This is a genomic window from Myroides sp. LoEW2-1 (assembly GCF_009767705.1).
GTDB classification, from domain to species: Bacteria; Bacteroidota; Bacteroidia; order Flavobacteriales; family Flavobacteriaceae; genus Flavobacterium; species Flavobacterium album_A.
Genome location: NZ_WSPP01000038.1, coordinates 18,444 through 33,633, shown reverse-complemented (window position 1 = coordinate 33,633; position 15,190 = coordinate 18,444). Strand labels below are relative to the sequence as shown.

At 34.2% G+C, this 15,190-nt stretch carries 13 protein-coding genes; 6 read left to right on the top strand and 7 right to left on the bottom strand.

The genetic code is table 11. The features are described 5' to 3' along the window. Positions 1–128: 128 nt before the first annotated feature. The 6 genes from GOQ24_RS03225 to GOQ24_RS03200 form a co-directional block, all read right to left on the bottom strand. On the bottom strand, positions 129–1,463 hold the full coding sequence (locus tag GOQ24_RS03225) for an MFS transporter (protein ID WP_155092019.1): 1,335 nt from the start codon (positions 1,461–1,463) through the stop codon (positions 129–131). A 70-nt stretch (positions 1,464–1,533) separates the two neighbouring features. Beyond that, a complete protein-coding gene (gene cmk / locus GOQ24_RS03220; RefSeq protein WP_160339097.1) occupies positions 1,534–2,220 on the bottom strand; it encodes a (d)CMP kinase in 687 nt (228 codons plus the stop codon). A 516-nt stretch (positions 2,221–2,736) separates the two neighbouring features. Then, on the bottom strand, positions 2,737–5,217 hold the full coding sequence (gene lon / locus GOQ24_RS03215) for an endopeptidase La (RefSeq protein ID WP_155092021.1): 2,481 nt from the start codon (positions 5,215–5,217) through the stop codon (positions 2,737–2,739). A 199-nt stretch (positions 5,218–5,416) separates the two neighbouring features. After that, positions 5,417–6,400 carry a hypothetical protein gene (locus GOQ24_RS03210; protein ID WP_160339096.1) on the bottom strand — a complete coding sequence of 328 codons (984 nt, stop codon included), beginning with the start codon at positions 6,398–6,400 and terminating at the stop codon, positions 5,417–5,419. A 59-nt stretch (positions 6,401–6,459) separates the two neighbouring features. Next, complete coding sequence (locus GOQ24_RS03205) at positions 6,460–7,770, bottom strand: MFS transporter (protein WP_160339095.1); 1,311 nt, start codon at positions 7,768–7,770, stop codon at positions 6,460–6,462. Positions 7,771–7,826: 56 nt separating this feature from the next. Beyond that, entirely contained in the window at positions 7,827–8,639 is an 813-nt protein-coding gene (locus tag GOQ24_RS03200) for a M48 family metallopeptidase (protein ID WP_155092024.1), read from the bottom strand. Positions 8,640–9,097: 458 nt separating this feature from the next. On the opposite strand from GOQ24_RS03200, the gene GOQ24_RS03195 reads away from it, so the two are divergent. Both GOQ24_RS03195 and msrB read left to right on the top strand, forming a co-directional pair. Continuing rightward, on the top strand, positions 9,098–9,970 hold the full coding sequence (locus GOQ24_RS03195; protein ID WP_155092025.1) for an alpha/beta hydrolase: 873 nt from the start codon (positions 9,098–9,100) through the stop codon (positions 9,968–9,970). Continuing rightward, a complete protein-coding gene (gene msrB / locus GOQ24_RS03190; RefSeq protein ID WP_410505180.1) occupies positions 9,970–10,452 on the top strand; it encodes a peptide-methionine (R)-S-oxide reductase MsrB in 483 nt (160 codons plus the stop codon). The genes GOQ24_RS03195 and msrB overlap by 1 nt, the downstream gene beginning before the upstream one ends. Before the next feature lie 36 nt (positions 10,453–10,488). Here msrB and GOQ24_RS03185 read toward each other — a convergent pair whose 3' ends face one another. Then, entirely contained in the window at positions 10,489–11,220 is a 732-nt protein-coding gene (locus GOQ24_RS03185; protein ID WP_160339094.1) for a biotin--[acetyl-CoA-carboxylase] ligase, read from the bottom strand. 97 nt (positions 11,221–11,317) lie between these two features. On the opposite strand from GOQ24_RS03185, the gene rsfS reads away from it, so the two are divergent. The 4 genes from rsfS (at position 11,318) to GOQ24_RS03165 (ending at position 15,190) form a co-directional block, all read left to right on the top strand. Next, positions 11,318–11,689, top strand: a complete 372-nt coding sequence (gene rsfS, locus GOQ24_RS03180) for a ribosome silencing factor (protein WP_155092028.1) — start codon at positions 11,318–11,320, stop codon at positions 11,687–11,689. Positions 11,690–11,705: 16 nt separating this feature from the next. Next, entirely contained in the window at positions 11,706–13,673 is a 1,968-nt protein-coding gene (gene ftsH, locus GOQ24_RS03175; protein ID WP_160339093.1) for an ATP-dependent zinc metalloprotease FtsH, read from the top strand. Between the two features lie 112 nt (positions 13,674–13,785). Further along, positions 13,786–14,397 (top strand): LUD domain-containing protein, encoded by a 612-nt coding sequence (locus tag GOQ24_RS03170; protein ID WP_155092030.1) that lies wholly within the window; start codon positions 13,786–13,788, stop codon positions 14,395–14,397. Position 14,398: 1 nt separating this feature from the next. Then, positions 14,399–15,190, top strand: coding sequence for a phosphatidate cytidylyltransferase (locus GOQ24_RS03165; RefSeq protein ID WP_155092031.1), 792 nt, complete (start codon positions 14,399–14,401; stop codon positions 15,188–15,190).

The window sequence follows — 15,190 nt, the reverse complement described above, 5'->3', positions numbered from 1 at the left end:
TTGCACCTTGAAGATAATTATTTTTGAGGACAAACAATGAAAAAACCCCGCCTTTTTTAGACGGGGTTTTGTTTTTTAGGCTTTTTAGACAGCCTCTTTTTTTGGTTTATATAAATATATTTAAAACACTAACGTTTTAGATTCTCTACATTCTCAGGTTTGTGTTTGTACTTAAACAGAATAGCAAACAAGATTGTTACAACCAAAGCATAGGCTGCGAATATCAACCATGAATGTCTCCATCCTTCTAATTGTAATGCTAAATCAGTTTGACTGTAAACATAGTGATTTACAACTTCTCTTGCGATTAACATACCGATAGTAGCTCCAAATCCATTTGTCATCATCATAAACACACCTTGAGCAGAAGATCGAATATCTTCACCTGTCTCATTATCTACATAAAGTGAACCTGATACATTAAAGAAGTCGAAAGCAATACCGTAAACGATCATCGAGATAATAAACATCCATACACCACTTCCAGGATCTCCTAATCCGAAGAACCCAAAGCGAAGTACCCATGCAAACATAGACATCAACATAACTACTTTTATACCAAATCGCTTCAAGAAATATGGAATAAGTAAGATACAAAGAGTCTCTGAAACTTGAGAAAGCGAAATTAATGCATTTGCATTATTTGCTCCCCATGAATTTGCATAGACATCCATGTCTTTAAAAGTAGAAATAAAAGGATTGGCATACCCGTTTGTAATCTGCAATGATACCCCAAGTAACATCGAGAAGATAAAGAATATTGCCATTTTCTTTTGCTTAAACAAGCTAAATGCTTTTAGTCCTAAGGCATCTGATAAAGACAATTTCTTATCGCTCTTATTAATCGGACAGTTAGGCAATACAAAACTATATAAGAACAAAATCACACCAAATATCGCCGATATATAAAACTGGTGGTAACTCGTCTGAAAGCTTGCAAACGCTAAATCATTAGAAAAGTTAAATCCAAGAACTCCATCTTTGAACCCAAAGAAGTTAACAAACAACATTGCACATATAAACCCAATAGTCCCAAATGTTCGTATAGGTGGGAAGGTCTTAATTGTATCCATATGATTGTGCTTAAGTATAGTATAAGCAGCAGAATTGGATAAGGCAATAGTCGGCATAAAGAATGCCACACTAGCAGTATACAAGCTAAAGATAGTAGTAAAGTTTACATCAGCCCCCGCTGTAAACCCATAATATCCAGTAGCAAACATGAATATTGCAGCTAGTAAGTGATTAATTCCCAACAGTCGTTGTACAGGTATCCATCTATCAGCTACAATCCCCATAATTGCTGGCATAAAAATAGAAACAATACCTTGAACTGCGTAAAACAATCCAATCTCAGGACCTAATCCTATAGATCCTAAGTAATTCCCCATAGACGTTAAATAAGCTCCCCAAACTGCAAACTCCAGGAAACTCATTATAGTCAATTTTGATTTTATATTCATAACCTAATCTCTTTAAACTACATTAACAAATTTACAGATAATATATCTTTAAAAATAGTTTTTACTTACCTTATTTAACACGTTCATCTACTAATTTTAAAAGAATATCATATTGTTCTTCTCTAGTTAAATTTGAGTTATCAATCTCTATTGCATCCTCTGCTTTCACTAATGGAGAATCTTTGCGAGTTGTATCTATGTGATCTCGCTCAACTACATTTTTATATACATCAGCATATTGAATTGTAGCATCTTTAACTACAAGTTCATCAAATCGTCTTTGTGCTCTTACATCTGCTGAAGCATTCATAAAAATCTTCAACTCTGCATCTGGAAACACAACAGTTCCAATATCGCGCCCATCCATTACAACTCCTTTAGCTTTCCCTAAATTTTGTTGCTGTTGGACCAATTTTTTTCTCACTTCCTTTACTTCTGCAATTTGACTAACAAATTGTGAAACCTCAAGGGTTCTTACTAAATCTTCTACATTCTCCCCATTCAAATATACTTCCGCAAAACCACGCTCTCCATTGTACTCAAAGTGTACGTCTATTTCATCTAAAGCCTCTACTAATTTCTCTCCATCAAAATGCTTTGTATCAATATATCCTTTTCGCATTGCAAATAGAGTTATGGCACGATACATCGCTCCAGTATCTATATATACATATCCAAGTGTTTTTGCAATTGCTTTTGCCAATGTGCTTTTCCCCGTAGAAGAAAAACCATCAATCGCTATCGTGATTTTTTTCAAAACTGAAAATTTAATAATTAATTCAAAAAATAAATAAGTCAAACATAATTCTATTTACTGAATATACCTTATTCGACTGTACTTTTTTCTAAAATAGAAATAGCACAAAGCCTCAAGATAGTTAATTCAACAAGATAGAGCGCTAAACACCTATCATAACTATGTTTCCACACAAAGGTACATTTTCTACAACCTACAAATTATGATTAATCTCAATTGAGATTAATTTTATTGATTTTTCAATTTATCCTTTAAAACACTTCGAACTATCAAAAGATATAGGCAATTATAAGCAAGCTATTTGCTATAGTTTCAAAAAACAAACTGTTTAAATGCAATCATCTCTAATGAAAAACAACTAAAAATCACAAAATCACAGAACAAAAAATGTTCTTTCCTCCCAACTCACTACTTCGAAACAGAAATAATAAAGTGAACAACAAACCATATAAAACAAAAAAACACAACCGTTAAGTTGTGTTTTTTTATTCAATTCATTATTTACAAAATAATTATTTAATCTTGCTTGCTCTCCTTCTCAACTTTAAAAGTCTTAAAGTTTTTCACTTTCTGGTTCGTTATAGCGATATCTAATACTTCATGCATCTTATCTACATAGTGAAAAGTAAGGCCTTTGAGATAATCTTCTTTAATTTCATCGATATCCTTCTTATTCTCTTTACACAAGATAATCTCTTTGATATTTGCTCTTTTTGCAGCTAAAATCTTCTCTTTGATTCCTCCTACAGGTAAGACCTTACCTCTCAAAGTTATCTCACCTGTCATGGCTAAATTCTTCTTCACTTTTTTCTGTGTTAAAGAAGATACCATTGAGGTCAACATTGTGATTCCCGCACTTGGTCCATCTTTTGGCGTAGCTCCTTCAGGTACGTGGATGTGAATTTTATAATGGTCTAACACATCTTGGGCAATACCTAACTCATCTGCATGTGCTTTGATATACTCTAAAGCAATAGTTGCAGACTCTTTCATAACATTACCTAAGTTACCTGTAATACTTAAACCTCCTTTTCCTTTTGAAACCAGAGACTCAATGTATAAAATATCTCCTCCTACACTTGTCCACGCAAGTCCTGTTACTACACCGGCAACATCGTTATTCTCATATTTATCACTGTCAAATCTCGGCGTTCCTAAGATCTTTTCGATATCAGCTTCAGTTAGCTTCTTATTGAACTCTTCCTCCATTACTACAGCTTTAGCAATTCCTCTTGCCACATGCGCCAACTGCTTATCTAACCCACGAACTCCAGATTCTCTGGTATATCGAGAAACAATATACTCCATTTGCTTTTTGCCAATCGCAATATCTTTCTCACCTAAACCATGCTCTTTCAATTGTTTCGGCAACAAATGTTGTCTTCCTATCTCCACTTTTTCCTCCACAGTATATCCATTCATTTCGATGATTTCCATACGATCTCGCAATGCTGGTTGTATCGTAGAGAGATTATTAGACGTAGCGATAAACATAACCTTAGATAAATCATATCCCATTTCTAAGAAATTATCATAGAAATCTGAGTTTTGCTCAGGATCTAAAACCTCTAATAAAGCCGAAGACGGATCACCATTGTTCCCTACAGATAACTTGTCAATCTCGTCCAATAAGAATACTGGATTTGATGTTTTTGCCTTCTTTATACTCTGAATAATACGCCCTGGCATAGCACCAATATACGTTTTTCTGTGCCCTCTAATCTCTGCTTCATCTCTCAATCCACCAAGTGATATACGAACGTACTCTCTCCCTAACGCATCTGCGATAGACTTCCCAATAGAGGTTTTACCTACTCCTGGAGGACCATATAAACACAAAATAGGAGATTTTAAATCATTGCGTAGTTTTAACACCGCCATGTGCTCAAGTACGCGCTTCTTAACATCCTCTATACCGTAATGATCTTTGTCTAATACCTTCTGTGCATTCTTTAAATCAAAATTGTCTTTCGAATAACTATTCCAAGGCAACTCCAAGAACAGTTCAAGGTAATTACGTTGAATACCAAACTCAGCTACTTGAGGATTCATGCGTTGAAACTTCAACAATTCTTTATCAAAACGCTCTTTTGCTTCTTTAGGCCATTTTTTCAATAAAGCCTTCTTGCGCATATCTTCAAACTCCTCTTCATTTGAAAACCCACCAAGTTCTTCTTGAATTGTTTTCATTTGTTGATGTAAGAAGTATTCCTTTTGCTGTTGATCTAAATCTATTCTAACTTTCGTCTGAATGTTATTTCTCAATTCCAGCTTCTGAAGCTCAACATTCATCAACTTAAGAGTTTCAAACGCGCGATCTTTTAAATCGTTTATTCTCAATAATTTCTGCTTATCTTCTACAGTTAAATTCATGTTAGAAGAAACAAAATTGATTAAGAATGATTGACTTTCAATATTTTCGATTGCAAAAGAAGCTTCGCTTGGAATATTTGGACTTTCCTTAATAATCTCTACTGCAATTTCTTTAATAGAATCGACAATAGCGTCAAACTCTGAATCATCTTCAATTGGTCTACTTTCTACACGTTCAGCTACAGTAGCCTTTAAGAAAGGTTCAGTTTGAACCATCTCAAGAATGTCAAATCGCTTTTTACCTTGTAGAATAACAGTAACATTTCCATCAGGCAATTTCAATACCTTCAAAATTTTAGCTACGGTCCCTTCGTGGTAAATATCTTCAAATGTAGGGTCTTCTGTACTTTCGTCAATTTGACCTACTACCCCAATTGTTTTATCTCCTTTGTTAGCTACGTTAAGTAACTCAATAGATTTATCCCTACCAGCAGTTATTGGTATTACCACTCCTGGAAACAATACCATGTTTCTTAAAGGCAATATTGGCAATTCTTTAGGCAATACTTCTTTGTTCATTTCCTCCTCGTCCTCAGAACTTAATAATGGAATAAACTCTGATTCGCCCTCCACAATATCTTGTAACGACAAATTGTCTAATGTAATAATCTTTTGATTCGCCATATTTTATTTTACGTCATTTTGTCAGTTAATTCTTTTCTTATGTGTTTTTCAAACTTTACTTTACCTAATACAAAGCACACATATCCAATAGATTAACAAATATATTATTTATTATTCACAGTAGTAAGGACAATCTTTATGCCATAAAAAAAAATCTCTATTAAAGAATAGAGATTTTTTAAACAATTATATTTTAGATCTATTTTTTACTAACCTTAAAAGTACCATACTTAACTTGAATAATTCTTTTTTCCTCATCTACCCCTTTGAGTTTCATATCAAAACTTCCTTTCAAAACAGTTCTTTCAACCTCTGTACCATCAACTTTTTCAATAAACTTCTCAACCTCCTCTATTTCAATTTGAGCATCTTTCAGCATCGCTTCATCTTCTTTATCTTCTTTATCTAAGGTATATTTTATCCCAAACTCAGAAAAATAATATGCATCTACTCCTTCTTCTGACATTTTGATTACTTCCCCTACAACTGCTCTTTCTTTTGGAAATGTAAAGTGTAGTACTTGATCTACATTATCGCGTCCAACTCCCATTACAATGTAATTAGTATCGTTCTCCTCAAGAGTTGCATTTGTATTTCTAAATTCAGCTCCATCTATTTGCGCATCTACATACTCAGATTCTTCACGTTCATAAGGAACATTTTCAAAAGTACCTTTTACTTGAAAAGAGCGAATACTCGGATCTACAGTAGCATCTTCTCCTTCTGGTTTAACGGGAATCATTCGCATATCAAAACTACCACTTACAACTCGAGCCGAGCGATTAATAAAATCAATCGTTACAAATCCAGTGATATAAGTCGGTCTATCAATATCTATCGTACTAAAATATTGATTATTTTCTCTATCTAAATAAGTAGATCTATTAGCATTTGTTGGAAAATTACCCTGTTTAAAAGTCTTAGTCATAATAGTCAACACATCCTTTTTTTCACCTTTCACAGCATCTAAGGTAAAGTGCATTTCGCCTTTTGCATTGATCTTTGCTACAACGTTTTCTCTAAAAAAATCTTCTACACCATCCGTATTGACATAGACCACTGGCTTTCCAACTTTCTTGCTATTATCTAACAAAGGATCAACAGACTCATTGTCACATGAAATAGCAAATATCCCTAAGAAAAGCGTCAAACAGATAACAGTTAGTTTATTTAATTTATTCATAGTAATTTTTAAAATAATATTTAAAAGTAGAGTTTATTCGTCAATAATTATAATTTTTTTTATCCTATCTGATTTGACTTATTAGGCACCCTCAATAATAAAACGAAACCTATCGCAAAGAAGATAATTAAAAAAAGTATAGCATTCTGCATTTTGCCTGTCAGATCACTAACTAAACCATACATAGACATCCCCAGTACAATTCCTATTTTTTCTGTAACATCATAGAAACTAAAAAAGGATGTTGTATCAGTGGTTTTGGGTAACATCTTTGAATACGTTGAACGCGATAAAGACTGAATCCCTCCCATAACCAAACCTACTGCAGCAGCAGCTATATAAAATTCATTTGGACTAACAATGGTGTATGCATAAACACATATTATTATCCATAACGCATTTAAAGCACATAACGTATATATATTTCCAATTTTTGACGAAAGTTTAGAAGTTAGCACTGCACCAATGACAGCAACTAATTGAATAACTAATATACTAATTATCAATCCTGTTGTTCGTTGACTATCTGACTCCCATGCTATTTCTTTCTCTCCAAAATAAGCTGCAATAATCATCACAGTCTGCACTGCCATACTATAGACAAAAAAAGCCACTAAGTACCTCTTCAACGACTTGTGATCACTCAGTTGATGCCATACTTTCTTCAATTCCCTAAACCCCTTAAAGAACAGTGAACGCGTAATTTTCTTTCCATTCTTAAAATCAGGCAAAAACTTAAAAGTATACAGACTAAACCCTATCCACCACAAACCTACTAAGATGAATGAAAATCGCATAGCTTGTAAAGGAGAATCAAATCCTAAAACTTCCGCTTGCATTACCAACGCAAGGTTGATAAGCAGTAAAATAACACTTCCTATATAACCAAGTGCATATCCTTTCGCACTAATTTTATCCTGCTGATCTTCAAAGGCAATATCTGGTAAATAGGAATTATAAAAGACCAAACTCCCCCAAAAACCGATCAAACCAAACATGTATAGCAACAAACTCAAAATCATGTAGTCTAAACTAAAAAAATACAACAACATACACGATATAGAACCTATTCCACAAAAGAGTTTCATAAAGAACTTCTTGGTTCCCAAATAATCTGCAATACCAGATAATATCGGAGATATAAATGCTACAATCATAAAACCTATAGCAGTTACATAGCTGATTATAGCCTCGCTTTTGATATCCGTATCAAATAAGGTAAAGCTATCTACACCTAACTCTCTAAAAAGAGCACCGTAGTACAATGGAAAAATAGACGACGATATAACCAAAGCATACACGGAGTTAGCCCAATCGTAAAAAGCCCAAGCAGTTAGCGTTTTCTTATCTCCTTTAACAAAGTTTTTCATAGAGTGTAAATATAAGAAAAAGAGCTATCCACTTGGATAGCTCTTATGCAAATATATTAATTGAAAGAAATGCCATATTTTGCTGCCTCAGCTTTCGCCTCGGGAATCAATTTGCGCAATTGATCGATTCGCTCTTTATTACTTGGGTGAGTGCTCGTGAAAGAAGATCCATCACCTCCTCCTGTTTTTTCAGCCATTCGCGACCAAAATGCAACAGCTTCTTCAGGATTATATCCCGCAATAGCCATTAACGTTAAACCGATTTTATCAGCTTCACTTTCGTTCGAGCGACTAAACGGTAACATTACCCCGTATTGTGTTCCATATCCATAAGCTGCAGCCCACATTTGCTTAGCCTGAGGGTTTGATTTTTGCGTTAAAACATCTAAGCCTACCGCACCCAATTGCTGTAACATTGCATTACTCATGCGCTGTTGGCCGTGATTTGCTAATGCGTGAGCTACCTCGTGTCCCATTACAACAGCAATTCCTGCATCTGTCTTACAAATTGGCAAAATACCAGTATAAAAAACTATTTTACCACCAGGCATACACCAAGCATTATACTCATCGTTGTCTACAAGGTTGTACTCCCACTGATAATCTTTTAAATAATCCTTATGTCCATTCGCATTTAACCACTTCTCTGCAGCACCTTTTATCTTTTTTCCTATATCTTCAATTCGCTTCGCATCTTGAGTACCAGTAATAGCCTTGTGCTCTTTCAAGAAATCATCATATTGCTGAAAAGACATTGGAAATAATTGTGAATTTGGGGTTAAAGCTAAAGTACTTTTTCCTGAAAAAGGATTGGTAGCACAAGCTCCCAACAATAAACCACTTAATAGTAAAATAGCTGTTTTTCTCATATTGTAAGTTTTTTTTGTCAAAATTATAATAAATATCCATATCTAATCTAGGGATAATTCTAAAACTATAAAAAAGTCTCCTACTAAATTAATCAAATGACAATAAGTACATTACAAAAAAACACAGTCAAAATCTAAGTAATATGACTAACCTACAGAACACATTGAACTTGCGTAAATATAACTAAACCTCAAAGGAATAATCTTGGCTAAATAAGTAAAAACCATTACTTATCTACCTCAGATAAATCAACTAAATCAGTGATGACATCTGTACTATTAACCAAATAATTAACGTCTAAAAGCATTAAAGAAAAGGCCTTATACTACAATAGAAATGTTTGCAAACACTCCGAGAACATTTTAAAATATAAAATACGAAAATTGCGATTTACTATTTTTATTAGGTAAGCATAGCATTAAAATTTTGTACATTTACAGCAAACAAGAGCATAACAATGGAAACTCAAAAACAAAAGCAGTCCCTTGAGATTCCAAGAGGAATTATACTGACTGCTAAAACATTACAATTCTTCTCCATCAAATTGGCGACGAGATTTGCACAAAATCTATTTATTACCCCAATAAAGTTTAAGCCGCCAAAAAGAGAGAAAGAGATGTTAGACAAAAGCATTAGTTCTGTCATAACAGTAAAAGCTTTAAAAAAAGATATATGTGTTTATCAATATGGTACAAACAAACAAGCTGATAAAAAAGCCTTATTGATACACGGTTGGAATGGAAGAGGAACACAATTGGTAACGATAGCAAATATGCTAATGCGACAAGGCTACGATATTGTGAGTTTTGACGCGCCTGGCCATGGAAAATCACCTAAGACTAAAACTAATTTAACCGAGTTCATGGCTTCTGCTTTCGAAGTAGAACAACAATTTGGCCCATTTGACTTGGTCGTAGGTCATTCCTTAGGAGGTATGACAACAATCAATTGTCTAAAAGATGGTTTGAAAGCAAAAAAAGCGGTAGTCATTGGCAGTGGTGATGTGGTTGAAGATGTGATTGACGAATTTGTACAACAGATCGAACTAAAACCCATCATTTCTACGAAGATAAAAGAGCGATTTGAATCTCAATTCAAGCAGTCCATGCAGAGTTACTGCGTGCATTTGGCAGCCGAAAAAGTAAATATCCCGCTGTTAATCATTCATGATGAAGATGACGCTGATGTTCACTACAAAGCAGCCTATCAAATCAAAAAACACAGCCCTAATAGCGAACTGATGATTACTAAAGAATTAGGTCATAGAAAAATATTAGGAGATAAAAAAGTGATTGAACGCATTCTACAATTTGTTCAAAAAGAATCTTAATGAAGTACTTTGTCCTTTTATTATTATTGAATTTTGGCTTTGTGAACTGCAAAGGAAATCAACCAATTAAAACGCATGCTATGGAAAAAAACCAAAATACATCAGAAGAACAATGGAGAGAAATACTTACTCCTGAAGAATATTTTGTATTGAGACAGAAAGGGACTGAAAGGCCTTTCACAGGCGAATACAACGATTTTTATGAAAAAGGAAGCTATCACTGTGCAGCTTGTAACCAAAAGCTTTTTGATTCAAACACCAAATTTGACTCACACTGTGGATGGCCTTCTTTTGACCAAGCCATAAAGGGATCTGTCAAATACATCAAAGATTTATCACATGGAATGGTTAGAACGGAAGTTGTTTGCTCTAATTGCAATGGTCATCTTGGCCATGTATTTCCAGACGGCCCCCAAGAAACAACTGGAGAAAGATACTGCATGAATTCGATATCACTCAAATTCCAATCAGAAGAAAAATAAAAAGAGCTGGTCAAGATGACCAGCTCTTTTTGTTTTTTAGTATAGTAATTTTATTTCCTTAACTCCAAATTCTTCCACACTGTCATCCTCTAATTTAACTTGAAGAAAACCATACATAGACACTCCGATAATCATCCCCATAAACCTCTTGCCTGTAGGTAATTCAAATGCTGAAGGAATTCCTTTGCGATACAAGACATCAAGATATTCCTGCCACAAGTTTTCTTTTTCTCCTTTTTGCAGACGCTGACAATACATCTCTAACTCTTCCACAACCTTCAGCATAAGCGCATCCTTGTCAATTTGCCTTCCCAAAAGCAATGCAAGAGATGTTGCCTTAGTTAAATCTGTAAACTGAACTTGGTTGACATTCAATCCAATTCCTACAATGGATGTAATAGCTCCCTCTGCCTTAAAAATATTCTCAATTAAAATACCGCCAACTTTTCTATTTACTGACAAAATGTCGTTTGGCCATTTAACATCTAATTCCAAAGTAAATATTTTTTTGACAGCCGATCGCACAGCTAAAGCGGCAATAATATTTAAACAAAACACATCCTCTACCTCAAACAAAAAATCACGCACTAAAACACTAAAAGTAAGATTACTACCTACTTCAGAGGACCAAACTTCTCCTCGTTGACCGCGACCAGCAAATTGATTTTCAGTACTGACAACCGTAAAATTATCTAAGTCATAAGAAGTTAAAAGACCTTTTAAATAAGTATTAGTAGATGCTGTGGCATCGAGTTTGATAACATTCATATAAAATAATTATAGACAAATCTAAACTGATTCATTATATTTGGAGCCAAATTATAAAACAAATATATTTAATCGCAATAAATAAGATAAAAATTAAATGGCAGAGAAGAATATCAACAACGACGAACTAATTGCTAACGTAATAAAAGGAATTGAAGCGGTAAAAGGAGACAACATTACTATCTTAGATCTAAGAGAAATAGACAATACACCATGCGATTATTTTATCATCTGTGACGGTAACTCAAACACACAAGTAAACGCTATCTCAGGTGCAATCCAAAAAACTGTATCGAAAGAATTACACGATAAACCATGGCATGTTGAAGGTGAAGACAATGCAGAATGGATTCTGATGGACTATGTGAATGTAGTGGTACATGTGTTCCAAAAACACATCCGTGAGTTTTACAACATAGAAAACTTATGGGGAGATGCAAAAATCACTACTATTACAAGCCAATACTAAATAAAAACTATCATTCATGGCAGGAAATATGAAACCAAACCAAAATAAATCAAAATTTAACCCTTGGCTATTGTATGGTAGCATACTGGTGATAATTTTGGTTATCCAACTGCTGACGAAAGGAAGCAGTTTTGGAAACACTAAAGAATTAAGTCTTTCCAAACTATATGAATTCGTAGAAAAGGGATATGTAGAAAAAATCGAATTTAATCGCAGTGCTGCAAAGGTGTACATCAAATCTGATGTATTGCAAAATAACGAGGAATTCAAAAACGCACAAAGCAAACCTATCCTTGGTCAAGAAACTAAGGGACCTCAATTCATTACTGATATTGGTGATCCTAAAATCTTACAAGAAAAATTAGACGTTGCTGTACAAGAGCAAAAACTAACAGAATATAAATCTGAACCTGAAAGTAACTGGGGAGACTTATTTATAAGCTTCTTGCCTATTGTTATTATCATCGGATTCTGGTTATTCATGATGAGAAGAATGACTGGTGGCGGTGGCGCTGGTGGAGGAGGTCAAATCTTCTCAATTGGAAAGTCAAAAGCTAAATTATTCGATGAAAAAAACAGCATAAAAGTTAGTTTCAAGGACGTTGCTGGTTTAGAAGGTGCAAAAGATGAAATAGTAGAAATAGTAGAATTTCTTAAGAATCCTGAAAAATATACATCCATCGGAGGAAAGATTCCTAAAGGAGCTTTACTTGTAGGACCTCCTGGAACAGGAAAAACACTATTGGCAAAAGCGGTAGCAGGAGAAGCAAATGTACCTTTCTTCTCTTTATCAGGTTCTGACTTTGTTGAAATGTTTGTAGGAGTTGGAGCATCGAGAGTGCGAGACTTATTTAAACAAGCAAAGGAAAAAGCACCAGCTATCATCTTCATTGATGAGATTGATGCAGTAGGACGTGCAAGAGGTAAAAGCAATTTCTCTGGTTCAAATGACGAAAGAGAGAACACTTTAAACCAACTATTAACTGAAATGGATGGTTTTGGTTCACATACAAACGTTATTGTTTTAGCAGCGACGAACAGAGCTGAGATATTAGACAAAGCCCTTTTACGTGCTGGTCGTTTTGACAGACAAATTTACGTAGACTTACCAGATGTTAAAGAAAGAGAAGCTATATTCAATGTTCACTTGAGAAACATCAAGAAAGTAGACAACTTAGATATTGACTTTTTAGCAAAACAAACACCTGGTTTTTCGGGTGCTGATATCGCTAACGTTTGTAATGAAGCTGCTTTAACAGCTGCTCGTAAAAACAAAACTCAAGTAGATATGCAAGACTTCTTAGATGCTGTTGACAGAATCATTGGAGGACTTGAAAAGAAAAATAAAATTATCAGCCCAGAAGAAAAATACGCAATTGCTATTCACGAAGCTGGACACGCTACTGTAAGCTGGATGTGTGAACACGCTGCTCCATTAGTAAAAGTAACTATTGTTCCGAGAGGTCAAAGTTTAGGAGCTGCTTGGTACCTTCCTGCAGAAAGACAAATCGTTCGCACAGAGCAAATGTTAGATGAGATGTGTGCAACAATGGGTGGACGTGCTGCTGAGAAAATTATTTTTGACAAAATATCAACAGGAGCATTAAGTGATCTTGAAAAGGTTACTAAGCAAGCAAAAGCTATGGTAACTGTTTATGGATTAAATGAAAAATTAGGTAATATCACTTATTACGATTCGTCAGGACAAAGTGAATACAACTTTTCTAAACCATATTCAGAAGAAACAGCCAAGGTAATCGATGAAGAGATTTCTAAGCTTATAGAAGGACAATATCAAAGAGCAATTGAAATTCTAAGTCAAAATAGAGAAAAACTAATTCAATTAGCCGATTTACTATGCGAAAAAGAGGTTATTTTCAAACAAGACTTAGAGAATATCTTTGGAAAACGTCCTTTTGACAAGGAGATAATCGAAGATATCACAGAAGAAGATACAGATAAAACGCCTGAGGCTGAAGTATAAACCTCCCTTAGGTAACGTAAACACTAAAAAACTTAACTTAAAGCAAGCTTTAAGTTAAGTTTTTTTTTATCTTTGAATACTAGTAGTATTATTTTATCTCTATACTTTTCGTATGAGTTTTTTCAAGAAATTATTTAAAGTTTTCGAATCACCAGCACCTGAAGAGGAAAAGAACACTGAGGAGAGAGGTCAATATCTTCCTGAGAAAATTCTTCCTGTCGATGAGTTATTCACTATTAACTTCACACAGAATGGAGGTAAATTCCTCTATTGTGAAACTAATGAAGAGCTTGCTGAGACATTCGTCAATATTTTATTGGAAAATGATTGGTTTGAGAAAAAAGCACTAACCTATGAAAGTTCTCTACATCATTTATTAAAAGAGAACAATGTCAAGTATAATGAAGTAAACAATCCTGCCTTCTTTTTTACCACTTGCGAAAGTTTAATCGCTGATGATGGCGCTATTTTATTCTCAGATAGACAACTAAAAGACAATAAAGCAAACCATCTACCCTACAATATTGTAGTATTAGCAAAAACAAGTCAGATCACACGAACCAAGAGTGATGGACTACGCGAAATAAAGAGAAAATACGGAAGCTCTTTACCAAGCAATATAACTGCTTTTAACTGCTTCAAGCCTTCCGCAGTAGAAAGTGACTTCCTAAGTTATGGAAGAACACCTAAAAACTTATATTTAATCCTCTTAGAAGATTTATAAAATGTCTGAAACATTAACTCGTGCTATATCAGGAATAGTCTATATAGCTTTATTAATAGGGGCAACGCTATTTGATCAATTAGCCTTTGAAATTCTGTTTAGCTTCTTCTTACTTGTAGGAGCATTTGAGTTTTCAAAACTTATTAAACTACCAAAGTCACTTTGTTTGTTTGTTGCTGCTTTGGCAATAGCGATTGTATTTTGGAAAAGAGACCTTCTACCCTCTATAGCGATAGCTACTTTTGGGATTCTAACGCTTTTAGCTTTAATGGCGGAACTGTTTTCTAAAAGACAACCTAATCGCTCTTTACCTATTAAACTAATTATATTCCTTGGATATATTATAGCACCCTTTATCACTTTACTCTTTTTACCTATAACAAAAGAGAGTGGATATCTACCACAAATCATAATAGGGATGTTTATTCTGATATGGACTAATGACACCTTTGCTTATATAGTTGGTAAAAAATTCGGTAAAAACAAATTATTTGAAAGAATATCTCCTAAAAAGACAATAGAAGGATTTATAGGCGGAATTATATTTACAATATTAGCAGGAATAATATTAAGTCAATATTTTGACTTCTTTTCTATCGTTATTTGGATAAGTAGTGCTATTTTTGTAGGAATTTTTGGAACTATCGGAGACTTAGTGGAATCTCGATTCAAGAGAGAAGCAGGAGTAAAAGATAGCGGGGCAATAATGCCAGGACATGGCGGTATATTAGACCGTCTTGATAGTGTTATTTTTGTAGCACCATTTTTGTATATAATTTTTCAAATATTATAA